The sequence below is a fragment of the Flavobacterium enshiense DK69 genome (assembly GCF_000498495.1).
Taxonomy (GTDB): Bacteria; Bacteroidota; Bacteroidia; order Flavobacteriales; family Flavobacteriaceae; genus Flavobacterium; species Flavobacterium enshiense.
Genome location: NZ_AVCS01000015.1, coordinates 180,280 through 202,620, shown reverse-complemented (window position 1 = coordinate 202,620; position 22,341 = coordinate 180,280). Strand labels below are relative to the sequence as shown.

At 38.6% G+C, this 22,341-nt stretch carries 22 protein-coding genes; 14 read left to right on the top strand and 8 right to left on the bottom strand.

The genetic code is table 11. The features are described from left to right. A complete protein-coding gene (locus FEDK69T_RS10905; protein WP_023574223.1) occupies positions 1 to 1,392 on the bottom strand; it encodes an RtcB family protein in 1,392 nt (463 codons plus the stop codon). 741 nt (positions 1,393 to 2,133) lie between these two features. Here FEDK69T_RS10905 and FEDK69T_RS10900 point away from each other — a divergent pair. Continuing rightward, positions 2,134 to 2,664 carry a GNAT family N-acetyltransferase gene (locus FEDK69T_RS10900; RefSeq protein ID WP_023574221.1) on the top strand — a complete coding sequence of 177 codons (531 nt, stop codon included), beginning with the start codon at positions 2,134 to 2,136 and terminating at the stop codon, positions 2,662 to 2,664. A gap of 82 nt (positions 2,665 to 2,746) precedes the next feature. Here the strand turns inward: FEDK69T_RS10900 and FEDK69T_RS10895 are convergent, their stop codons facing one another. Further along, entirely contained in the window at positions 2,747 to 3,067 is a 321-nt protein-coding gene (locus FEDK69T_RS10895; protein WP_035629657.1) for a panthothenate synthetase, read from the bottom strand. A 189-nt stretch (positions 3,068 to 3,256) separates the two neighbouring features. On the opposite strand from FEDK69T_RS10895, the gene FEDK69T_RS10890 reads away from it, so the two are divergent. The 10 genes from FEDK69T_RS10890 (at position 3,257) to FEDK69T_RS10845 (ending at position 13,012) form a co-directional block, all read left to right on the top strand. Then, complete coding sequence (locus FEDK69T_RS10890) at positions 3,257 to 4,483, top strand: BamA/TamA family outer membrane protein (RefSeq protein WP_023574219.1); 1,227 nt, start codon at positions 3,257 to 3,259, stop codon at positions 4,481 to 4,483. A 137-nt stretch (positions 4,484 to 4,620) separates the two neighbouring features. Further along, complete coding sequence (locus tag FEDK69T_RS10885) at positions 4,621 to 5,751, top strand: methionine aminotransferase (RefSeq protein WP_262488010.1); 1,131 nt, start codon at positions 4,621 to 4,623, stop codon at positions 5,749 to 5,751. A gap of 68 nt (positions 5,752 to 5,819) precedes the next feature. Continuing rightward, positions 5,820 to 6,329 carry an SRPBCC family protein gene (locus FEDK69T_RS10880; protein WP_023574217.1) on the top strand — a complete coding sequence of 170 codons (510 nt, stop codon included), beginning with the start codon at positions 5,820 to 5,822 and terminating at the stop codon, positions 6,327 to 6,329. A gap of 60 nt (positions 6,330 to 6,389) precedes the next feature. After that, on the top strand, positions 6,390 to 7,271 hold the full coding sequence (locus FEDK69T_RS10875) for an SDR family oxidoreductase (RefSeq protein ID WP_023574216.1): 882 nt from the start codon (positions 6,390 to 6,392) through the stop codon (positions 7,269 to 7,271). Positions 7,272 to 7,693: 422 nt separating this feature from the next. Further along, positions 7,694 to 8,461: a ParA family protein gene (locus tag FEDK69T_RS10870; protein WP_023574214.1), complete on the top strand. Its 768-nt coding sequence runs from the start codon at positions 7,694 to 7,696 to the stop codon at positions 8,459 to 8,461. Positions 8,462 to 8,470: 9 nt separating this feature from the next. Then, positions 8,471 to 9,370: a ParB/RepB/Spo0J family partition protein gene (locus FEDK69T_RS10865; RefSeq protein WP_023574213.1), complete on the top strand. Its 900-nt coding sequence runs from the start codon at positions 8,471 to 8,473 to the stop codon at positions 9,368 to 9,370. After that, the gene (locus FEDK69T_RS10860) at positions 9,370 to 9,942 is read left to right on the top strand and encodes a DUF5683 domain-containing protein (RefSeq protein ID WP_051385126.1); all 573 of its coding nucleotides are present in this window, start codon (positions 9,370 to 9,372) and stop codon (positions 9,940 to 9,942) included. Before FEDK69T_RS10865 ends, FEDK69T_RS10860 begins: the two co-directional genes overlap by 1 nt. 10 nt (positions 9,943 to 9,952) lie before the next feature. Continuing rightward, positions 9,953 to 10,654, top strand: a complete 702-nt coding sequence (gene dapB / locus FEDK69T_RS10855) for a 4-hydroxy-tetrahydrodipicolinate reductase (RefSeq protein ID WP_023574211.1) — start codon at positions 9,953 to 9,955, stop codon at positions 10,652 to 10,654. Between the two features lie 128 nt (positions 10,655 to 10,782). Further along, entirely contained in the window at positions 10,783 to 12,327 is a 1,545-nt protein-coding gene (gene lepB, locus FEDK69T_RS10850; RefSeq protein ID WP_023574210.1) for a signal peptidase I, read from the top strand. Positions 12,328 to 12,400: 73 nt separating this feature from the next. Next, complete coding sequence (locus tag FEDK69T_RS10845) at positions 12,401 to 13,012, top strand: WbqC family protein (RefSeq protein ID WP_035629655.1); 612 nt, start codon at positions 12,401 to 12,403, stop codon at positions 13,010 to 13,012. Here FEDK69T_RS10845 and FEDK69T_RS10840 read toward each other — a convergent pair whose 3' ends face one another. The 6 genes from FEDK69T_RS10840 to FEDK69T_RS10815 all read right to left on the bottom strand — a co-directional run bounded on the left by FEDK69T_RS10840 (position 13,013) and on the right by FEDK69T_RS10815 (position 19,224). After that, complete coding sequence (locus FEDK69T_RS10840) at positions 13,013 to 14,050, bottom strand: endonuclease/exonuclease/phosphatase family protein (protein ID WP_023574208.1); 1,038 nt, start codon at positions 14,048 to 14,050, stop codon at positions 13,013 to 13,015. A 37-nt stretch (positions 14,051 to 14,087) separates the two neighbouring features. Further along, the gene (locus FEDK69T_RS10835) at positions 14,088 to 14,957 is read right to left on the bottom strand and encodes a rhomboid family protein (protein WP_023574207.1); all 870 of its coding nucleotides are present in this window, start codon (positions 14,955 to 14,957) and stop codon (positions 14,088 to 14,090) included. Between the two features lie 67 nt (positions 14,958 to 15,024). Continuing rightward, positions 15,025 to 15,777 (bottom strand): rhomboid family intramembrane serine protease, encoded by a 753-nt coding sequence (locus FEDK69T_RS10830; protein WP_117612536.1) that lies wholly within the window; start codon positions 15,775 to 15,777, stop codon positions 15,025 to 15,027. Next, positions 15,774 to 17,681 (bottom strand): DNA mismatch repair endonuclease MutL, encoded by a 1,908-nt coding sequence (gene mutL / locus FEDK69T_RS10825; protein WP_023574205.1) that lies wholly within the window; start codon positions 17,679 to 17,681, stop codon positions 15,774 to 15,776. The genes FEDK69T_RS10830 and mutL overlap by 4 nt, the downstream gene beginning before the upstream one ends. 194 nt (positions 17,682 to 17,875) lie before the next feature. Next, on the bottom strand, positions 17,876 to 18,370 hold the full coding sequence (gene ribH / locus FEDK69T_RS10820) for a 6,7-dimethyl-8-ribityllumazine synthase (RefSeq protein ID WP_023574204.1): 495 nt from the start codon (positions 18,368 to 18,370) through the stop codon (positions 17,876 to 17,878). A gap of 62 nt (positions 18,371 to 18,432) precedes the next feature. Continuing rightward, positions 18,433 to 19,224, bottom strand: coding sequence for a tetratricopeptide repeat protein (locus FEDK69T_RS10815; protein WP_023574203.1), 792 nt, complete (start codon positions 19,222 to 19,224; stop codon positions 18,433 to 18,435). Positions 19,225 to 19,356: 132 nt separating this feature from the next. Here FEDK69T_RS10815 and recF point away from each other — a divergent pair, with 132 nt between their 5' ends. From recF to murB, 3 genes are all read left to right on the top strand, one after another. After that, complete coding sequence (recF, locus tag FEDK69T_RS10810; protein WP_023574202.1) at positions 19,357 to 20,436, top strand: DNA replication/repair protein RecF; 1,080 nt, start codon at positions 19,357 to 19,359, stop codon at positions 20,434 to 20,436. A 26-nt stretch (positions 20,437 to 20,462) separates the two neighbouring features. After that, a complete protein-coding gene (locus tag FEDK69T_RS10805) occupies positions 20,463 to 21,155 on the top strand; it encodes a thioredoxin domain-containing protein (protein ID WP_023574201.1) in 693 nt (230 codons plus the stop codon). A 141-nt stretch (positions 21,156 to 21,296) separates the two neighbouring features. Beyond that, positions 21,297 to 22,340, top strand: a complete 1,044-nt coding sequence (gene murB / locus FEDK69T_RS10800; protein WP_023574200.1) for a UDP-N-acetylmuramate dehydrogenase — start codon at positions 21,297 to 21,299, stop codon at positions 22,338 to 22,340. Position 22,341 lies beyond the last annotated feature (1 nt).

Here is a 22,341-nt window from a genome sequence, read left to right as displayed (position 1 = left end):
TTATTTGTCCATTCTTACAATTTTCGGTGTAAATATTCCCAGAACATCCACCAGTTCCGCTTGTAAACTCATTACTGTATTGATGTCTTTGTAAGCCATTGGCGCTTCGTCTATATTGCCGCCTATAAGCTTCACATCATTATTTTCTAAAATTTTATTGATCTGACTTTGCGTGAAAGAAGCTTTACACTTCGCTCTCGAAAACAATCGCCCTGCCCCGTGTGAAGCTGAATTGATGCTCTCTTCATTCCCTTTGCCCATCACAATAAAACCCGGAGCCGTCATCGAACCAGGAATAATTCCCAATTGTCCTTTACCCGCAGGCGTTGCCCCTTTTCGGTGCACAATACATTCTTTGCTGCCAACCATCTCCTTCCATGCAAAATTGTGATGGTTCTCGATCGTAACCACAATGCGTTTACCTAAGGCTTTGGCTATACGTCGGTGAATGTCTTCGTGACAGGCTTTTGCATAATCCCCGGCTAAATTCATGGCCAGCCAATACTCCTGTCCGTCGTGAGTATTCAAATCGAGCCAGGCTAAGTGTTGAACGTTCTTAGGTAATGGACATTGCTTGGTCGCCAGATAGGTGTAATGTTTTGCAATGTTAGCACCCAATCCGCGAGAGCCGCTGTGAGACAAAACCGCCAGATACTCTTTAGGCTCCAATTTCCATTCCGGCAGCGGGTTGTTCAGCTTAACGATTCCGAATTCGACAAAATGATTACCGCCTCCTGAAGTTCCCAATTGCTTGTATGCCTTGTCCAAAAGCTGTTTCACAACCGGAATATCCTTGAATTCATTTCGGTAAAAAACCTCATGATCCGCCTTTATTTTATGGGTTTCGGTCATGCCGAATTTGGTGTTGTCTTTCAAAATCGCCTGTAACTGATGATCTTTTCCCTTCAGAAATGAAGCCGGCAAATCAAAAATCGACAAACTCATTCGGCAGCCGATATCCACTCCTACTCCGTAAGGAATTATAGCATTATCTGTTGCCAACACTCCCCCAATTGGTAATCCATAACCCGAATGTGCATCGGGCATTAAAGCGCCTTTCACGGCAATGGGCAATTTCAAAGCGTCGTACAATTGAAACTTTGCCTGCTCATCGATTTCATTTTCACCGAAGATGGAAAAAGGAGCCCTTGTGTTGTTCAATTGATTGAATTTCACCTGAACCGGATTCAGCAAACCCTCTACTACTTTTCCCCAGGTGCCATCTCCCTTAAACTTTTCAGGGTGTAACAGTACTTCTTTAGCTTCAGCAAGAATGCGTTCCTTTTTCTCTCTTTTACGATATCTGTTAATTTGCCCTAAGGCAATATTTATTGCATTATTTTTTGGAAAGCCCAATTTAATCAGGTCTTTCCCGGATAATTTATTTCCCATGATATTTTTAAAAACTAATTATAACTGCCAATGGAAATCCAAGGCAAATTTTTTATTCATTTGAATAAGTAGTTTTCGGGAAGTAATTTTGTAGGATCTAGAATAAACAAAAAAAAAGCCCGAAACTAAATGTCTTCGGGCTTTTTCATATAGTATTGATTATCTATGATTGCAGAAAGCCACGAAGAAGAGCCACACCAGTTCCAACTGATGAATTGCTTTGAGGTAATGATTTAAATACAAACATTTTTCTTCGTTTTATGAGTTATTAATTTTCTGTTGCAAAGATTTATTTTTATTTTTCTAATTTCCAAACAATTACAGCAATTTCTTGTTATTTCAAATTAATCTGAATAACATTATTCGCACCAAACACCTGTAAAATCAAGTATTCCAAACGCCATCTGAAGCATTGGAAAGACGCATCCATTTTAGTCTATCTTTGGTAACAGAACAGAAAAATATGGCCGAAAAGATATAATGGTGATTGTGGCAGGAATGATTTCAACTCAGGATTACTAGTATTATTTGATGCGGGAGTTGTTGCAGATTTTGGTCCAGAAGCTAAAATCAGTGAAGTGGCGATTACCATTTTGGAAGTTTTATTGGAAGATTAACATCAGTCGCTATTGCAAAGAGACGTGATGAAGCAATCCCAAACAACAGACTGATTCTGAAAAGATTCAGGCTTTCTTTTTTTAAATTTGTTTCAAAAAGTGCAATATTTCAAAACAGAGAATAATGGAAATCAAAATACGGCAAGAAAATGCTAACGATTATGCAAAAGTTTCCGAACTCATTGAAGCAGCGTTCCGTGATTTGGAATACAGCGACCACAGGGAACATTTTTTAGTGGAACGTTTGCGAAAATCGGATGCTTTTATTCCGGAACTTTCCCTTGTAGCTGAAATTGATAACGAAATCGTCGGTCATATTTTACTAACTAAACTGCTAATTATAAACGAGACCGAATCGTTTGAATCCCTGGCTTTGGCTCCTGTTTCAGTAAAACCGGAATTTCAGGGACGAGGAATCGGCTCCAGATTAATTACAGAAAGTCATGTCATCGCAAAAAAATTAGGCTACAAATCTGTTATTCTTTTGGGACACGAAAACTACTATCCTAGATTTGGATACGAACCCACAAGAAAATATGGCATTACAATGCCGTTTGATGTGCCCGAAGAAAATTGCATGGTAGTTTCTTTAACAGAAAACGGACTTCTTGGCGTAAGTGGAGAAGTAAAATATCCTGCAGTATTTTTCGAATAACAAAGACTGTTGCATTTCATAACAGAACATAAAAAAGCCACTTTATCAAATGAAAAGTGGCTTTTTTATCTTTATTATCTTTCTACAACAGATGAACATCATACCATTTGGCGGCTAGTTTATCCAAATCCGCACGCATCAAATCATCAGGGGTCATTACAGGTTTGAATTCACAGGCGGCTTCAAAATTCAAAAACCATGGCTCGGCTACGACCGGAATCTGGGAGGCATCTGAAATCTCAACAATCATTGTGGCTGCACGATTGCCCTCTATTTCGGTAAAATGAATACTCTCTGGCTTTATGTCGTCAATGATGCGACCTAAAATTTCACTTGCTTTACCACTTCTCACCAGCGAGTTAAACGGCTCTATAGGCAGAATAATATTGACTAACATTTTCATAAGGAATAGGATTTAGAATTAACATACTTAAAGATACGAAATATCTTAATCTATATAAAGAAGTAATAAACTTATTATCAATGACCTTTGTCAAATCTAAATTTGACGGATATTTATTTGAAAACCAGCTTTTTTGTAGTAAATTTATTCAGGTTTAATGATTGTCAACTGTTTTTAGCAGCAAAAAATATGGTTTTTACACAAAAAAGACTTTATATCGCCTCCAACATTTTTTCAGCAAACAGTTATCTCAAAAAATCAGTTTCCCTTTTCCTTTTTGTATTTTTTTCCATTCTGACATCTTCAACTTTATTGGCTCAGGAAGAAAATAAAATCAAAAACGACAGCATTACAAACAAGGCTTCTAACGATACAATCCCAAAACCTAAAAGCCGGAGTGAAAAAATGGAGCAGTTCTTTAAGAAATACCCGGCTCCCATGTACAGCTATTCTCAGGAAGGCGGACATCTATTCGGTCTGGCGAAATACAATTTGTTCAAGATTTACGCCGATACCATAACCAGTCTATCCAAAATTTCAGGTACGGCGTATGTTACCACTAATGGACGCTATAATTTTTACATTTCTTCTGAAATAATCTTCAGGGAAAACAGGTATATTTTATTGAATTCTTTCAATTATAAAAGAACTCCCGAATTTATTCTGGGCATCGGAAACGATGTCAAAGTTGAAGATGCAGAAGAAATCTCGGTAGACCTAATAAAAGGAACGGCTTACTTTATGACTAAAGTCGCAAGCAAAACCTATTTCGGAGGCGGACTTGATGTTTCAAGTTATTACAATGTGGAGTTGGTACCTAACAGTATCCTGTTAACCAGTGATGCCGTTGGTCTGGACGGAAGTACCAATATCGGTATTGGGGCTGCTTTTGCCTATGACACACGGGATAACAGATACTATTCCACAAGCGGAAGTTATTTTTTAGCCACATCGGCCTTCTTTAATAAAGCCTACGGATGCACTTATAATTATTCCAAAATAATTCTTGATTTTCGGAAATTCTTCATCCCTTGGAAAAAACATGTATTGGCATTCCAGGCCACTACCACGTATTCAGTAAATGATGTTCCTTTTTTTGAACTCGCTCAATTGGGAGGTGATTCACAGATGAGAGGTTATTATAAAGGAGCGTTAAGAGACAAAGTACTGATAGATGGTCAAACAGAATACCGTATGCCTATTTGGAAAGCAATCGGTGTTGTAGCGTGGCTTGGGGCCGGTAGAGTCGCTCCGGCTTATGAAAAACTTTCCTTTGACAGAGTGTGGATTTCCTATGGAACAGGGCTTCGATTCAGAGTAGATTCCAAAAACAACACTAACCTTCGTCTGGATTTCGGTTGGGGATCAAGCAGTAAAATTCATGCTATCAATTTTGGCTTTGCAGAAGCTTTCTAACTGCAATTTCTTCAAAAACCATTGTACCCTTTAATTATTAATGATTTGCAAATAACTATATTTGTTAAAAGCCTATTGAAGTAAATCAAAACAGTTCTTTTTTTAAGACCACAAATAACAAACGTAAGATTCAACAGATAATGTCCAAATTACCCAACGTAACAAGCAGTATTTTTTCAGTAATGTCGCAATTAGCGAATGAACACGGTGCCATCAACTTATCGCAAGGGTTCCCTAATTTTCCGGCAGACGAACAACTGCTGCAAATTTCCGAACGACTGGTACACGGAAATATACACCAATACACACCGATGGCTGGTTTACCCTCATTAATGGAAAAAATAGGTAAATTGACATTTCAGTATTATCATCGAAACATAAACAGCTCAACAGAATTGCTGATAACTGCCGGTGCTACGCAAGGAATTTATACCGCCATAAATACGTTTGTAAACAAAGGAGAAGAAGTAATTCTGTTGGATCCAAGTTACGACAGCTATGAACCATCCGTTATCATGGCAGGCGGAGTTCCGGTTCGCATTTCGTTAAACGATGATTATTCACCCGACTTTAACCGAATCGAAGCTGCACTTTCTCCAAAAACCAAAATGATTATCATCAACAACCCGCATAATCCAACGGGAAGAATCTGGACCGAATCCGAATTCGAGGTCTTGGAATCATTACTGGAAAAACACCCTCAGATACTAATTTTAGGGGATGAAGTATACGAATACATTTCATTTTCACAGCCTCATATTTCATTTCACACCAGGCCTAAATTAGTGGAACGAACCATTATTGCCTCCTCCTTCGGGAAATCCCTGCATGTAACCGGATGGAAAATTGGTTATCTCATAGCTCCGGAAAATCTGATGAACGAAATTAAAAAAGTGCACCAGTTTTTGGTTTTTAGCGTGAATAGTTTTTCCCAACATATCATTTCCGAGTATCTCGATATTGTCGATTTTCATGCGATTTCCAAAATGTACCTTCAGAAGCGCGATTTATTCCGTGAACTGATAAAAGACAGCCGATTTGAATTATTGCCCTGCGACGGCACATATTTCCAGTTGGTAAACTATCAGAATATAAGTAAGCAGAATGATGTAGATTTTTCAAGAGAGTTAATAGCAAAACATGGTGTGGCAGCCATCCCACTGTCGGTATTTTACAAGGATGGTACCGACAGAAACGTACTACGATTTTGTTTCGCCAAAACCGACGAAACACTTATTGAAGCAGCAAAAAAACTCAAAAGGGTTTAAAATACCGGAAAAATAACATTTTGTAATATTTTTTTTTTAACTTTATATTAACAAAAAAAAATATAACCATGTCGCACCACAATCTTTACATTGACAACAAGCTTGTCATTTCAAGAGATTTTAAAGCCCCAAAAAATCTTGTTTTCAAAGCGTGGTCGGAAGCAGAACGTTTCGAACAATGGTGGGGCCCTGCGGGTTTTTCTACCAGCGTGATTAATTTTGATTTCCGTCCACTAGGTTTCTGTCATTATTGCATAGAATCGCCCGACACACTAAAAATGTGGGGCCGATTTATATACAAAGAAATCATACCCAATAAAAAAATAGAGTTCCTAAATTGTTTTTCTGATGAAAACGTCGGGGTTATCCGCGCCCCTTTCAATGAAACCTGGCCATTGGAAATGTTTAACATCCTGACACTTGAAGAAGACAACGGTATCACTACCTTAACCTTAATAATAGCCCCATATAATGCATCCGATACAGAAATAAGAACCTTTGGAGAAAACCATGAAAACATGGAATTAGGCTTCAAAGGCACCTTTGACCGTTTGGAAGACTATCTTCTCAAAAATTAATACTTATTATGCAAGCATAGCATTTTTAATTATCTTTACGATTCTAAAAAAACTGACATTATGAATTTTTCAGCAAAAATGCTACGCGATAACGCATTGGCAGACAAGGTTATTGTAGTAACAGGAGGCGGAAGCGGATTAGGAAAAGCCATGACCCGATATTTCATGGAATTGGGCGCAAAAGTTGCTATCACTTCCCGAGATCTGGAAAAACTGCAAACCACAGCCAAAGAATTAGAATCGGAAACCAACGGAAAATGTCTTGCCGTTCAATGTGATGTACGCCATTACGACCAGGTGGAAGCTATGCTTGCCGAAGTTTTGAAAGCTTACGGAAAAGTAGATGTCTTGCTGAACAATGCCGCCGGAAACTTTATCTCTCCAACCGAGCGACTATCAGCCAATGCCTGGGACACTATTATTGATATCGTTTTAAAAGGTTCCAAAAACTGTACATTGGCTTTTGGCAAGCACTGGATTGAAAACAAACAAACCAATACCAACGTATTAAATATAGTAACTACTTATGCCTGGACAGGTTCTGCTTATGTAGTTCCAAGTGCCACAGCGAAAGCCGGAGTTTTGGCCATGACGCGCAGTTTAGCAGTAGAATGGGCAAAATACGGCATCCGAATGAACGCTATCGCACCAGGCCCCTTCCCTACCAAAGGCGCATGGGACCGTTTATTACCCGGTGACTTAAAAGAGAAATTCGACTTATCTAAAAAAGTGCCATTAAAGCGTGTGGGAGACCATCAGGAATTAGCCAATTTAGCAGCCTATCTGGTTTCGGATTTCTCTGCCTACATTAACGGAGAAGTCGTTACCATCGATGGAGGCGAATGGCTACAAGGTGCCGGCCAATTTAATCTACTCGAACAAGTCCCTACCGAATTATGGGATATGCTGGAAACGATGATTAAATCGAAAGGAAATAAATAGTACTTAGTAAGCAGACGACAGAACACAGATAGCAGAATACAGAAACAGAACATCAAAAAGTCAGATCAGAGAAATTAGGTCTGACTTTTTTCATTTGAAGAATTACAAAAAAAAAAAAAAAAACCAAATCTAATTAAATTACAGCACTACATTTCATTCTATCTTGCTGATTTTGTGCTTTTCGGATAACCCATCACACTTACTATTTACCATTTTCAAGTATCTATTATAAATATTTATTTTTAATCCCTGCCTCCACTGACTGCTGTTTGCAGTCAAATTCTGCCCCCGCTTCCTGCTCTCTGCCGTCTGAATTCTGCTGTCTGCCATCTGAATCCAAACTTTAGAACATTGTTAACAAATAACATTTTCATAAACCATAATAAATTGTATTTTTACGCTTCAAAATTTGAGAAGAAAAAATGGGGAAAATCATTGCGATAGCCAATCAAAAAGGTGGCGTTGGAAAAACTACAACTTCAGTTAACTTAGCGGCTTCTTTAGGCGTTTTAGAAAAGAAAGTTCTTTTAATTGATGCTGATCCTCAGGCAAATGCATCATCTGGATTAGGTATAGATGTTGAAAACGTAGAAGTAGGAACATACCAGATTCTGGAACACAGCAACACACCCGACGAGGCTACAATGGAATGCTCGGCTCCGAATGTTTCGTTGATTCCGGCGCATATTGACCTTGTTGCTATCGAAATTGAGTTGGTAGACAAAGAAAACCGCGAGTACATGCTGAAACAGGCATTGGAAAGCGTAAAAGAAAAATACGATTACATCATTATCGACTGTGCTCCTTCATTAGGATTACTGACGCTAAATGCATTAACCGCAGCCGATTCAGTTGTAATCCCGATTCAGTGCGAGTATTTTGCTTTGGAAGGTCTTGGTAAACTTTTGAATACCATCAAGAGTGTGCAAAAAATCCACAATCCGGAATTGGATATCGAAGGTTTATTATTGACGATGTACGATTCGCGTCTGCGTTTATCAAACCAGGTCGTGGAAGAAGTACAAAAGCACTTCAACAATATGGTTTTTGAAACCATCATTCAAAGAAATATCAAATTGAGTGAAGCTCCGAGTTTCGGCGAAAGCATCATCAATTATGACGCAACAAGCAAAGGTGCTACCAATTACCTGAACTTAGCGGAAGAAATAATCAAGAAAAACAGCAACTAATACTATTTTATGACAAAAGCGATAAAAAAACAGGCATTAGGAAGAGGATTATCGGCGTTATTAAAAGATCCTGAAAACGATATCAAATCGGTTGAGGATAAAAATGCAGACAAAGTTGTCGGAAATATTATTGAACTTGAATTAGACGCGATTGAAATCAATCCGTTTCAACCCAGAACCAATTTCAATGAAGAATCGCTTCAGGAATTGGCATCATCAATCCGTGAATTAGGCGTAATTCAACCCATTACAGTTAGAAAAACCGATTTCAACAAATACCAGTTAATTTCAGGAGAGCGTCGTTTACGTGCTTCAAAATTAATCGGTTTAAAAACGGTTCCTGCCTATATCCGCCTTGCGAATGATAACGATTCACTGGTAATGGCCTTGGTGGAAAACATCCAACGCCATGATTTGGATCCGATTGAAATCGCTTTGTCATACCAAAGGTTAATTGACGAAATTCAGCTGACTCAGGAACAAATGAGTGACCGCGTTGGTAAAAAACGTTCTACGATTGCCAACTATTTACGTTTATTAAAATTAGACCCTATTATCCAAACCGGTATCCGTGACGGATTTATCTCAATGGGACATGGCCGTGCCATCATCAACGTTGAAGACCTTGACGTACAAACCGATATCTATCAGAAAATTGTAAGCCAAAATCTTTCCGTTCGTGAAACTGAAGCACTAGTCAAAGCTTATCATGAGAGTTTAAAACCTGCTCCGGCTAAGGCTCCAAAAGGAACTTCTTTTGATGTTGATGCTGATAAGAAAAGAACCATTACGAATTTCTTCGGTGCGAAAGTTGACGTAAAAGTGGCTGCAAACGGAAAAGGAAAAATTACGATTCCGTTCCATTCTGAAGAAGACTTCAACAGAATCTTAAAACTAATTAACGGATAGTGAATAGGTTACTTCTAATATTCTTTTTCTCACTGTTCTTTACATCGCAAACAGTTCTCTCTCAAACGGAAGCTCCGCTGCTGATCGCCAAAGACTCTGTCAAATCGGATAAAATTGACGTTTTGGCTCCGGCAAAGGCAGCTTTCTACTCGGCATTGGTTCCGGGATTGGGACAGATTTACAACAAAAGATACTGGAAAGCCCCCATAATTTATGCCGGACTTGCCACTAGTATTTATTTTTATGTTGACAACAATAAAAAATATCAGGAATTCCGAAACGAATATAAAGACAGGTTAAATGGCACCTCACATTATCAGGATGACGATCCTTATTATGGGCCATTGGACAATAACCGCCTGATCGAAGGACAGAAATTTTACAGAAGAAACCGTGATCTATCAGCTTTCATCACAATTGGCATTTACATCTTAAACATTGTTGATGCCAATGTTGATGCACACCTGATGCAGTTCAACGTAAACGAAAATCTTACTGTCCGTCCGGACATCTATCAAAACGAAATCAATTACAAACAAAATGTCGGTTTGACACTGAATTATCAATTCTAATCTGAACATCATGAAAATTGCACTTTTAGGCTACGGAAAAATGGGTAAAGTAATCGAACGTATTGCTTTAGAAAGAGGTCACGAAATCGTTCTTCGAAAAGACCACGGCGACACTTACGACGGATTGGAAAATGCCGATGTTGCTATCGATTTTAGTGTTCCAACTGCTGCAGTAAGTAACATTTCTCAATGTTTTGCTACTAATGTACCGGTTGTATCCGGAACCACAGGCTGGTTGGAGCAATATGACGAAATGGTAGGTTTGTGCAAAGAAAAAAATGGAGCATTTATTTATGGTTCCAATTTCAGTTTAGGGGTTAATATTTTCTTTGAACTGAACAATTATTTAGCAAAAATGATGGCTAACCTCGAAGAATACAAGGTTTCCATGGAAGAGATTCACCATACGCAGAAACTGGATGCACCAAGCGGAACAGCAATTACATTGGCTGAAGGAATTATTGAAAATTCAGACTATTCCTCTTGGACGTTAGAACAACCAAGTGCTGAACAAATTCATATCGAAGCAAAACGCATCGAAAACATACCTGGCACGCACAGTATTTTTTACGATTCTGCTGTAGATCAGATTGAGATAAAACACACAGCACATAGCCGCGAAGGTTTTGCGCTAGGTGCCGTTGTAGCTGCCGAGTGGATTCAAGACAAAAAAGGTGTTTTCACCATGAAAGACGTTTTAAATTTAAAATAATCAGCCGATTCGTCTATTTAGGATTAACGGATTGTTCGACATCTGAATCATTAAATAAGAAGATTCTAAAACAATAAATAACCGATTAGCCGAATCAATTAAATAAAAAAACAAAAAACAACCGGATTATGACCCTAATACAATGGTTTATTTTTTTCCTAATCATACAAGTTGTACATTTTTTAGGAACATGGAAATTATACGAAAAGGCAGGCAGAAAAAAATGGGAAGCAGCTATTCCTGTATACAATGCCATCGTTTTAATGAAAATCATTGACCGTCCTACATGGTGGACTATTTTGTTGTTTATACCGATTGTTAACCTGATTATGTTCCCGGTTATATGGGTGGAGACCCTGAGAGCTTTCGGAAAAAAGTCAGAAATAGACACAGCTTTAGCCGTAGTTACTCTTGGATTTTATATCTATTATATCAACTACACTCAGAACGTAACCTATATCCCGAACAAAAACGCAGTAAAGAAAGAGAACACATTAAGTTCCTTACTTTTTGCTGTAATTGTGGCGACATTGGTTCACACCTATTTCATACAGCCTTTTACAATTCCTTCATCTTCACTTGAAAAATCATTGTTAATTGGTGATTTTTTATTCGTTAGTAAATTTCATTACGGAGCAAGAACGCCTATGACTGCCATCGCAGCTCCTATGGTTCACGACTCTATCCCGGTGGCAGGAGTAAAATCTTATTCGAAATGGCCACAATTACCGCATTTCCGTTTTCCTGGTGCCCAAAAAATTAAACGTAACGACATTGTGGTATTCAACTGGCCGGCCGATACAGTGTATCGATTTTTTGACCGTTCCGGAAGAAAAGCCGACAAACCGATTGACAAAAAATCAAATTACGTAAAACGTTGCGTGGGAACACCTGGAGATAATTTATCCATTAAAGACGGTATTATTTTTATTGACGGAAAAGAACTGGTGCTTCCGGAAAGAGCAAAGCCACAATATTCATACAACATTTCCATTGATGGTCAAACGCCCATCAACTTTGAATATCTTTTAAAAGAGTTAAACATTACCGATCCTGCCGGACAGACTGCAAAGGACACAATTTTCTTCAGCGCCTTAACATCTGAAAGTGCTTTGCGATTAAAAAACACGCCGGGCATTACTTCCGTGACCAGAATTATCGACAAAACGGCTGACAAAAGAATCTTCCCGCATACTAAAGCGTGGAGCCAGGACAATTTAGGTCCGATTTACATTCCGGAAGAAGGAAAAACAGTAGAATTGAATGCCGAAACACTACCTTTTTATAAAAGAATCATAACCGAATACGAGCACAACGATTTAAAAGTAACCGGCACTGATATCCGAATCAACGGCCAGATTGCTAAAAACTACACTTTCAAACAGGATTATTACTGGATGATGGGAGACAACCGTCACAACTCGGAAGATTCAAGATACTGGGGATTTGTTCCTGCAGACCATATCGTAGGAAAACCGGTATTCATCTGGATGAGTTTAGATCAGAACATTCCATGGAGTAAGGCTATTGATAAAATCCGTTGGGAGCGCTTGTTTACCACTGTGGGTGGTGACGGACAACCTGTTTCGTATTTCAAGTATTTCATGTTAGCGCTTTTGGGCTATTTCGGGTACAATTTTTACAAAAAGAGACAGGCAAAGAAAAGAGCATAAAGAATTATAATTTAGAGTTTGCAGTAGATTATTCAGCATGCTGCAAACTTTAAAAAAATAAGGATATACAAAAATGAACATCTTAATACATCCTACCTATTTCCCGTCTATCAGCCACTTTGTTGCGATGGCAAAAGCAGATACGATTACATTTGAAATGGAAGATAATTTCCAGAAACAAACCAATCGTAACAGGATGTATATTTATTCTCCAAACGGAATTCAGATGCTGAACATCCCTGTTAAGCACGGTTCAACAGCCCACCAAAAATTTAAAGATGTACGCATCGAAAATGATTTCGACTGGAAAAAGAACCATTTCAAATCTTTAGAGGCGGCCTATAGAACTTCTCCTTTTTTCGAGTATTTCGAAGACGACATCAGACCAATTTTTGAGAAGAAACATGATTTCATGATGGACCTAAACTTCCAGACCATCGAGATCGTAAACGAATGCTTAGGTGCAAAATTCAACTTCGAAAAAACCATTGAATATTTTCATGATGCCAATGGCTTAACCGATTTTCGTCCTTTGGCTAATGGAAAGAAGGACACTTCAGTTTTTGAATCTTACACACAGGTTTTTGACGAAAAACACGGCTTTATAAACAACTTGAGCATTTTGGATTTGTTGTTTAATGAAGGGCGCTACGCAATGGATTATTTGAAGAATCAGGTTTTATAATTACTCTTCCGGCTTCAGCATAAGTCGGGTGGTAATCGGAAAGTGATCGGAATTGACGAAGTTATCAAAGTTCTTGAAATTCTTCACTTCAAAGTCCTTATCCACTAAAATATAATCGATTCGGGTAGGGTAAAATTCAAAATCATATGTTTTCCCAAATCCTTCACCAGCTTCTTCGAAAGCATCTTTCATATTCCCTTTGATATTGCGGTACACATACGAAAAAGCGCTGTTGTTCATATCTCCGCAGACAATTATCGGATATTGGCAATCGGTTTTATGTTCTTTTATCAACTCCGACTGAACTTGCTGTTCGGCAAAAGCTTCACTCATACGGCGGAAAATCTTCTTTGACTTAGCCTCATCAATCTTCTCATTGATATCCGGACTGATTTTAGTCGACTGCAAATGAATACTGTACACCCGAATCGTGTCGCGTCTCATTTTAATATCAGCAAAAATCACATTGTTGTCGGAATTCGGAAAATCTATCTCCCCTTTATCTATCATCGGGAATTTGGAAAAAATTGCCTGACCGGTACGGATATTATCGCCCTGCATCAGGATATACTTGTATTTGTATGCTTTCAAATCAATTTTAACTGAAGTCGAATATTCCTGAATACACAAAATATCAGGGTGCTGGGAAGCTATAAAATCGGCAATATCTTCCGGGATGTTCTGTTTGCTCATCCATTCAAAAACATTAAAAAGACGAACGTTATAACTCATCACCGTAAAATCATTATCCTCTACAATCAGATCTTTTCCGGAAAATTTATAAAACTTATTAAAAAAGGTAATCCCGATTAATAAAACTACAGCCGAAAGCAAAACTTGTTTCTTCAACTGAATTCCCCAATAAAACACAAAGACAACATTAAGTATCAGCATCAAAGGCAGTATCAATGTCAACACTGATAAAAAAGGGAACATCTTTGGAGCCAAGAATGGGAGCAGATAAGCCACAAAAGTCAATATCATCAGGATGATATTGAAAAAAAAAGCTATTTTATTTAACCAAGATAAGTTTTTCATTAATTGAAAACTGTCTGCACAGATTATTAAATACTCGTTATTTGTTATTCCCTACTTTGAACAAAAAATCTTTTTCTTCTTTAGTCAGACTATCGTAACCCGATTTACTGATCTTATCCAAAATCTCATCAATTTTCTTCTGAGTACTGTTTTTGTCAATTATAGGCCCGGTAGTTTTTGTGTATTGCGGAGTGACATTTTTATGCACTTTCTTAAACGGGGTTGTCCTTCTTGGGGAAAACAAATTCACAAAATAATCGATAACATTAGACACAATTTTACTCATATCAGTCCCACGCTGCAATGTTTTGATGTATATAAACCCAAACAGCGATCCTCCCATATGTGCCAGATGCCCTCCTGTATTGTTCATGGGAACCTGTATCAGATCTAAAACCAGCAGAACCAAAGCAATATGCCATAATTTTACATTACCGATTAACAATAACCTGATTTCCGAAAAAGGAGCATAGGTCGCCGCTGCAACCAACACAGCCATAATAGCACCGGAGGCACCGACTAAAATCGTATCCTGGTGCAGAAACAAATCCGTAAGCACAAAAACCAATCCGGCAAAAATGGCGCCCAGTAAATAGGCTCCGAATAATTGCTTTTGAGTGAAGTACGTAAGAAATAAACGGCTGGTGAAATTCAGCACGATCATATTAAACAACAGATGCCAAAAATCGGCATGTAAAAAAGCGTAGGTGACTAACGTCCAAGGCTTAACGATAGCGGCATTAATATTTGAAGGCAAACACAGCCACGTCTTCAGAATCTCAAACAAAGACGGGAAAAATGATTGTATAACAAAGAAAGGCAACGCAATACCCACATTCCAGAAAATAAGTTTCTGAGTGATATCGCCTGCTTTATACTGCAATTTAAAATCGTCTATAATATTCATCCTCAAAGTATGATTAAATATTGAATTTCACTAACTGAGCACCGTTAACTTAAAACTACCTTCGGTATTAATTCCACCGGTTATCATTAAACTGGTTTTTCTTCCAATATGACATCATAATAAAACCGATTATCGCGCCACCAATGTGTGCAAAATGGGCTATTCCGGTACCACCTCCAAAAATAGAATTCCCCTTAACACCAAGGAACAAATCCAGCAACAATAGTCCCGGAACGAAATACTTCGCTTTCACCGGAACCGGCAAAAAGATAAGTGCCAAACCGGCATTAGGAAACATGAAAGCAAAAGCAACCAACAGTCCGTAAATGGCTCCGGAAGCCCCTAACATTCTTCCATTATAAATTTCTAAAATCGCTTGTAAATCACTCCTTCTTATCAATTCATCATTATATTTGATCGAACCCGTATCCAAGAACGAGCTGATTTCACTCGGCTTTAATCCTGAATTGATCATTGTATCATAAATAGAATGGAACGCATAATAATTTATCGCATTATGAAGAAGCATTGCTCCCAAACCACATGAAATGTAAAAAAACAAAAATTTCCTTCCTCCCCAAAAATGCTCCAAAGAACTTCCGAAAGAATACAATGCAAACATGTTAAACAAAATATGCATAAAATTAGGAAACGGAGCATGCATGAACATGTGCGTTATTACCTGCCAGACTTTGAAATTCGGGTTTTCAAAATAGAACATCGGCAAAAAATCCAAAGCCGCAGGAACCATAATTGTACCCACATAAAGAAGCACGTTAATAATAATCAACTGTTTAACAGTTTCGGTCATGTTCATCATATGGCAAAACGTTTGTCTAAATCTTCCACACCCATAGTAATGAAAGTTGGTTTATTAAAAGGGGAAACATTGGGGTCTTTACATGCAAATAACGAATTTACAATGTTTTCCTGTTCTTTTTCGGTTAAATAGGTTCCGGTTTTCACCGAAAGGCTTCGTGCCATCGATTTAGCAATACGGTCGCTCTGACTGAAACTGCTTTCCGGAAGGTCGCCCTGCAAATCGCGGATCAATTCTTCCAAAAGCCCGTTCACTTCGCTTTCCGCAACATTAACAGGAAGTCCTGAGATAACCAGAATTTCTGACGTCATGGCATCAAATACAAAACCTGTATTTTCCAAAGAAGACCGCAACTCTTTAATCATAGCCATTTCCGATTGCGAAAAATGTAATTCCAAAGGAAAGAGCAACTGCTGACTTGCAGCGTGATGCACCGTGATATTGGTCAGAAACTGTTCGTATAAAATACGCTGGTGTGCCCGTTCCTGGTACAAAATCATCATTCCGGATTTAATCGGACTGACAATATATTTTTTCTGAATCTGATAAGTACGTTTCCCTGCCGATTCCACTTCGGTATCGTCAAATAGCGAACCGGTCACTTCTTCGCTTTCAAACTGGATTTCACCCAAGTCTATTTCTTCGGTAGCGGTTTTCAATCCAACATACAAGCTTTCCCAACTTGCGTTGCTTTCCTGCTTTTTATATCCTGAATTATAGTTTGACCCACCTGATCCAAAAGAATGCGAACCTCCCGAAGACGATGAAAACGACCTCGAAGGAGTTTCAGTTTCAGTGGCAAACGGATTAAAATTGGCATCCACCTGAATTAAAGGAAATTCGCTTTCCTTTTCTTTATAATCGTAAGGGATATCCAGAGAAGAATCTCTTTCGAAATCCAAAACCGGAGCTACATTGAATTGCCCTAAACTGTGCTTGATGGAAGACCTTAAAATGGCATACATAGCCTGATCATCGTCAAATTTAATTTCGGTTTTGGTCGGATGGATGTTGATATCTATCGTATGCGGAGGCACATCGAGATATAAGAAATAACTCGGCTGACTCCCGTCTTTCAACAAACCTTCATAAGCCGCCATTATCGCATGATGCAGGTACGGACTCTTGATAAATCGGTCATTAACAAAGAAAAACTGCTCACCGCGATTCTTCTTCGCAAACTCCGGTTTACCTACAAATCCCTGAATTCCCATTATTTCAGTACTTTCCGTAACAGGAACCAACTTCTCATTCGTCTTACCTCCGAAAACATTCACAATACGCTGACGTAGATTGGATTGCGGTAAATTAAACATTTCACTGCCGTTATGATAAAGCATGAAATGAATGTTCGGATGTGCTAAAGCCACACGTTCAAAATCGTCCACGATATGACGAAACTCCACCGTATCAGATTTTAAGAAATTACGTCGCGCAGGAATATTGAAAAATAAATTTTTTACCGAAAATGAAGTACCTCTAGGCAACACAGCCACATCCTGGGAGACAAACTTACTCCCTTCAATAACAATGTGCGTACCTAATTCTTCCTGATCCTGTTTGGTTTTAAGCTCCACATGGGCAATTGCAGCGATGGAAGCCAATGCCTCTCCTCGAAAACCTTTCGTGTGCAGTGAAAATAAATCTTCTGCATGACGGATTTTGGAAGTTGCATGGCGTTCGAAACACAAACGTGCGTCGGTAACCGACATTCCTTTTCCGTTATCAATTACCTGAATCAGGGTTTTTCCCGCATCTTTTACGATAAGCTTGATTTCGGTAGCGCCAGCATCAACCGCATTTTCCACCAATTCTTTCACTACGGAAGCAGGTCGCTGCACTACTTCTCCGGCAGCAATCTGGTTCGCAACGTGATCGGGTAGTAATTGAATTATGCTTGACATTGATATTAAGTAAGTTAAAAGTTATGGATTGTAAGGGAGCCCATGTTTACAAATTTAAGCAAAAGGTTTCTGTTATTCTACCTAACAGAATCATAAAAAACAAAAAAACCTACTCTTTCGAATAGGTTTTTTCTAATAGTATTTTTTAGCTGTCTGCGTCTTATTATTTCGGATGCAAACTTAAGAATTACAACTTATTGAGCCGTTTGTCTTCTCAAATCAGCCATTTTAATTGCTGCAATAGCCGCTTCGATACCTTTATTTCCGTGTTTCCCTCCGCTTCTATCGATGGATTGCTGTTCGTTATTATCGGTTAAAAGACAGAAAATTACCGGAACATCGGTTTGCACGTTCAAATCCTTAATCCCTTGTGTTACACCTTCGCACACAAATTCAAAATGCATCGTCTCCCCTTTAATAACACATCCGATCGTAATAACACAATCAACTTCCTGAGTTACAATCATTCGCTGCGCACCATAAACCAGCTCGAAACTGCCGGGCACGTTCCAACGGATGATGTTTTCCGGAAGTACACCACAATCTAAAAGCGCAGCTTCGGCTCCCGAATACAATCCTTCAGTGATTTTATCGTTCCATTCTGAAACAACAATCCCAAACCGAAAATCTTTCGCGTTTGGGATTGTGTTTTTATCGTAATTGGATAAATTTTTATTTTCTGTTGCCATAATTTTAATTTAGAAATTAGAAGTTAGATAAAAGAAACTGAATTCTAACTTCTGCCTTCAATTTACTCAACCATTGCAATCATTGCGTCAATAGTAGCTCCTTCCTGAGAAGTTTCATATTTTTCTTTGATTTGAGTAAAGAATTTTAAAGCTTCTGCTTTTTTACCCATTTCCAAAGACAACTGACCAGCTTTGTATAAATATCTCGGTGTAGTAAATTCATTTACGTTAGCATCAGCTGCTTTTTGGTACTGACTTAAAGCATTTTCTTTCTGACCCAATTCTGAATAAGCATCACCGATAGCTCCGATAGAAATCGCTTTCAAGAACATATCGTCTGATTTGAACTGCTCTAATTGCTCAACTGCTTCTTTGAATTTACCTGTGTTTAAGTAAGCCATACCAGCATAGTAATGCGCAAGGTTAGCCGCTTTTGTTCCAGAATAACTATCCGCAATTCCGACGAAACCTAATTTCCCTTCACCACCTTTTAAAGCAAGGTTATACAAAGAATCATTCGCCGTTTGACCGTCTACCGCTTGTTGGAAATATTGCTGAGCCTGAAACATTTCATTGGCAGCCTCATTTTCTTTTGGCTCTACAATAACCTTATCGTATAACAAATATCCGGCAGCCGCAACTGCAATAGCACCCACAACACCGAAAATATATTTTTGGTTTTTAGCAACCCAATCCTCAAGTTTATTAGCACTTTGGTCCAATGTGTTAAACACTTCAGCCGTAGCACTGTCTTCCTCTTTAACGCTGTCTAATACATCAACATCAACTTGTTCTACAACTGCTTCGTCTTTTGGTTTTGGAGCTTTATACCCTCTTTTGTTATATGTTGCCATCTATTTTTAATTTAATGAACGGCAAAAATAAAATTTTTATTCATATATGAAAATCCTTTTTGTCGATATTTTTCAATAATTTGCACCCTACTTAAAAAAGCTATTAATTTTCTGAAATAATTCGGATTTCAAGTGCACCTCAAACAACTCTCCCTTTTTAATTACAAGAATATTGCAGAAGCAACGTTTGACTTCGATGCAAAAATCAATTGCTTCGTAGGGAAAAACGGCATCGGGAAGACCAATATTCTAGACGCTATTTATCATTTAGCTTACGGTAAAAGCTATTTTAACCCGTTAGCAGTTCAAAATATAAAGCATGGGGAAGAGTTTTTTGTAGTCGATGGCGTCTTCGAGAAGAATGAACGCACTGAACAAATCGTATGCAGTTTAAAAAAAGGGCAGAAAAAAATCCTGAAACGCAACAACAAACTTTACGAACGTTTTTCAGAACATATCGGATTTATTCCGCTGGTTATCATCTCCCCTTCCGATCAGGACCTGATCATTGAAGGAAGCGAAACCCGCAGGAAATTTATCGACAGCGTTATTTCGCAACTAGACAGCACTTATCTTCAGCAATTGATTCAATACCAAAAAAATATTGCACAGCGCAACGCCTTGCTGAAATATTTTGCTGCAAACCAAACTTTTGACAACGACACCCTTTCCATTTACAACGAGCAACTGGACAGCTTGGGAACGTCAATTTTTGAAAAAAGAAAACAATTCCTGGAAGATTTTATTCCGATTTTCAATCAGCACCATCAAGCCATTACCGATTCGGCGGAAACGGTACAAATCGTATATCAGAGCCAACTTTCTGAAAAACCTTTATTAAAACTTTTCGAAGAAAACCTAACCAAGGATCGCGTACTGCAGTACACCAGCGTAGGAATACACAAAGACGATCTGTCGTTTGAAATCGATTCGTTCCCGATAAAGAAATTCGGCTCACAAGGCCAACAGAAATCATTCCTAATCGCATTGAAACTCGCTCAGTTTGAATTCATCAAAAAACAGAGCGGCGTATTACCTATATTATTATTTGACGATATTTTCGACAAACTGGACGAAACCCGCGTGAGCAAAATCGTAGAAATGGTAAACAACGAAACATTCGGACAATTATTTATTTCCGACACCCATCCGGAACGTACCGAAAACATCGTAAAATCCACCCATCAATCATATAAGCTATTTAATTTGTAAATTTGCATAATAAATACCACAGTAAAATGAAAGCAATAAAAATTTTAACAATACTTACAATCGCTTTATTTTTCAGCAACTGCAGCAAAGGTCAAAATGCAGAAACAATTTCTGTTACCGATTTCGAATCGAAATTAAACGCCGTCGAAAATGCACAGTTGCTCGATGTAAGAACAGTCGGAGAATACACCGAAGGCCATTTGGACAAAGCCAAAAACATCGACTGGAACGGAAATTCCTTTGAATCCGAAGTTCAGAAATTAGACAAATCAAAACCCGTCTTTGTATATTGCCTTGTCGGAGGACGAAGCAAAAAGGCAGCCGACAAATTGAAAGACATGGGCTTTACAACTGTGTACAACATGGATGGCGGTTATATGAAATGGAGCGAGGCTCATCCAAAAATGCAGAAAAAAGAAGACGCAGGAATGACCAAAGCCGATTACGATAAACTAATCGCTTCTGATAAAGTCGTAGTAATCGATTTCTATGCGGAATGGTGTGGCCCTTGTAAAAAAATGACTCCGTATCTAACCAAAATGGAAAAAGAATATCAGGGAAAAGCCAAGATAATTCGTGTGGATGCCGATAAAAACAAAGCACTTTTTAACGAATTGGGCTATCAGGCACTTCCCGTAGTTCTTGTTTTTAAAGACGGTAAAGAAGTTTGGAAGAAGAACGGATTTGTATCGGAGGCCGAATTGAAATCACAACTATAAAATTTATTTGGAGCGAATGGCTTGGGTTTTACCGGCCATCGCATTTCCCGCCATACGCTTAATCCCGTAAAAACGGGACCGCTGCTGTCGGGGCTATGAGACAACCCATTTGTTTGTTTGAAAACGAAAAACCTGCACAGAATGAAAACTCTGCAGGAAAACAAAATCACTATGCAGATAGAACACAATTTTTCATTAAAAAACTACAACACATTTGGCATCGAAGCCAAAGCAAAATCATTCGTAGAAGCTACCAATACTGACGAATTAGCTCAAATTTTAAAAGAGCACAAAAACGAAAAACTGTTCATACTGGGCGGCGGGAGCAACATGCTTCTGACAAAAGACATTGATGCTTTGGTGGTTCACATCAATCTGAAAGGCAAAAAAGTCCTGAAAGAAGACGATGATTTTGTTTGGGTTCAGGGAAATGCAGGTGAAAATTGGCATGAATTTGTATTGTGGAATCTGGAACAGAATTTCGGAGGCATAGAAAACATGTCACTAATTCCCGGAAACGTCGGCACTACTCCTATCCAAAACATTGGCGCGTACGGAGCAGAGATCAAAGACACCATGGTTTCCTGCGAAGCTATGAGGATTGACACCCAGGAAATACATACGTTTACCAATGAAGAATGCCAATTCGGGTACCGCGAAAGCATTTTTAAAAACGAGGCAAAAGACCAGTACGTTATTACTTCGGTAGTTTATAAACTCACCAAGAAAAACCACAAAATCAATACTTCATACGGTGCAATTGACGGCGAACTGGCGAAACACAACATTACAAATCCTTCCATTAAGGACGTCAGCAATGCAGTAATCGCTATCCGCCAAAGTAAATTACCAGACCCGAAAGAACTGGGCAACAGCGGAAGTTTCTTCAAAAACCCGATTGTAGCTAAAGAACTTTACGAAAAAGCCCATGCCGAACATGCTGACATGCCACATTATACTGTAGGCGAAAACGAAGTGAAAGTTCCTGCCGGCTGGTTAATCGAACAGGCCGGATTCAAAGGAAAACGTTTTGGCGATGCCGGTGTACATAAATTACAAGCTTTAGTTTTGGTAAACTACGGAAACGCTACTGGACAGGAAATCTTCAATCTATCTAAAGAAATTCAAAGAACAGTGTTGGAGAAATTTGGTATTCCTATAGAAGCGGAAGTGAATATAATTTAGA

Excerpts from the sequence above, each read along its gene's own strand:
- FEDK69T_RS10905 (WP_023574223.1), bottom strand. The coding sequence starts at position 1,392 with ATGGGAAATAAATTATCCGGGAAAGACCTGATTAAATTGGGCTTTCCA.
- FEDK69T_RS10900 (WP_023574221.1), top strand. The coding sequence starts at position 2,134 with ATGGAAATCAAAATACGGCAAGAAAATGCTAACGATTATGCAAAAGTT.
- FEDK69T_RS10895 (WP_035629657.1), bottom strand. The coding sequence starts at position 3,067 with ATGAAAATGTTAGTCAATATTATTCTGCCTATAGAGCCGTTTAACTCG.
- FEDK69T_RS10890 (WP_023574219.1), top strand. The coding sequence starts at position 3,257 with ATGGTTTTTACACAAAAAAGACTTTATATCGCCTCCAACATTTTTTCA.
- FEDK69T_RS10880 (WP_023574217.1), top strand. The coding sequence starts at position 5,820 with ATGTCGCACCACAATCTTTACATTGACAACAAGCTTGTCATTTCAAGA.
- FEDK69T_RS10875 (WP_023574216.1), top strand. The coding sequence starts at position 6,390 with ATGAATTTTTCAGCAAAAATGCTACGCGATAACGCATTGGCAGACAAG.
- FEDK69T_RS10870 (WP_023574214.1), top strand. The coding sequence starts at position 7,694 with ATGGGGAAAATCATTGCGATAGCCAATCAAAAAGGTGGCGTTGGAAAA.
- FEDK69T_RS10865 (WP_023574213.1), top strand. The coding sequence starts at position 8,471 with ATGACAAAAGCGATAAAAAAACAGGCATTAGGAAGAGGATTATCGGCG.
- dapB (WP_023574211.1), top strand. The coding sequence starts at position 9,953 with ATGAAAATTGCACTTTTAGGCTACGGAAAAATGGGTAAAGTAATCGAA.
- lepB (WP_023574210.1), top strand. The coding sequence starts at position 10,783 with ATGACCCTAATACAATGGTTTATTTTTTTCCTAATCATACAAGTTGTA.
- FEDK69T_RS10845 (WP_035629655.1), top strand. The coding sequence starts at position 12,401 with ATGAACATCTTAATACATCCTACCTATTTCCCGTCTATCAGCCACTTT.
- FEDK69T_RS10840 (WP_023574208.1), bottom strand. The coding sequence starts at position 14,050 with ATGAAAAACTTATCTTGGTTAAATAAAATAGCTTTTTTTTTCAATATC.
- FEDK69T_RS10835 (WP_023574207.1), bottom strand. The coding sequence starts at position 14,957 with ATGAATATTATAGACGATTTTAAATTGCAGTATAAAGCAGGCGATATC.
- FEDK69T_RS10830 (WP_117612536.1), bottom strand. The coding sequence starts at position 15,777 with ATGATGAACATGACCGAAACTGTTAAACAGTTGATTATTATTAACGTG.
- mutL (WP_023574205.1), bottom strand. The coding sequence starts at position 17,681 with ATGTCAAGCATAATTCAATTACTACCCGATCACGTTGCGAACCAGATT.
- ribH (WP_023574204.1), bottom strand. The coding sequence starts at position 18,370 with ATGGCAACAGAAAATAAAAATTTATCCAATTACGATAAAAACACAATC.
- FEDK69T_RS10815 (WP_023574203.1), bottom strand. The coding sequence starts at position 19,224 with ATGGCAACATATAACAAAAGAGGGTATAAAGCTCCAAAACCAAAAGAC.
- FEDK69T_RS10805 (WP_023574201.1), top strand. The coding sequence starts at position 20,463 with ATGAAAGCAATAAAAATTTTAACAATACTTACAATCGCTTTATTTTTC.
- murB (WP_023574200.1), top strand. The coding sequence starts at position 21,297 with ATGAAAACTCTGCAGGAAAACAAAATCACTATGCAGATAGAACACAAT.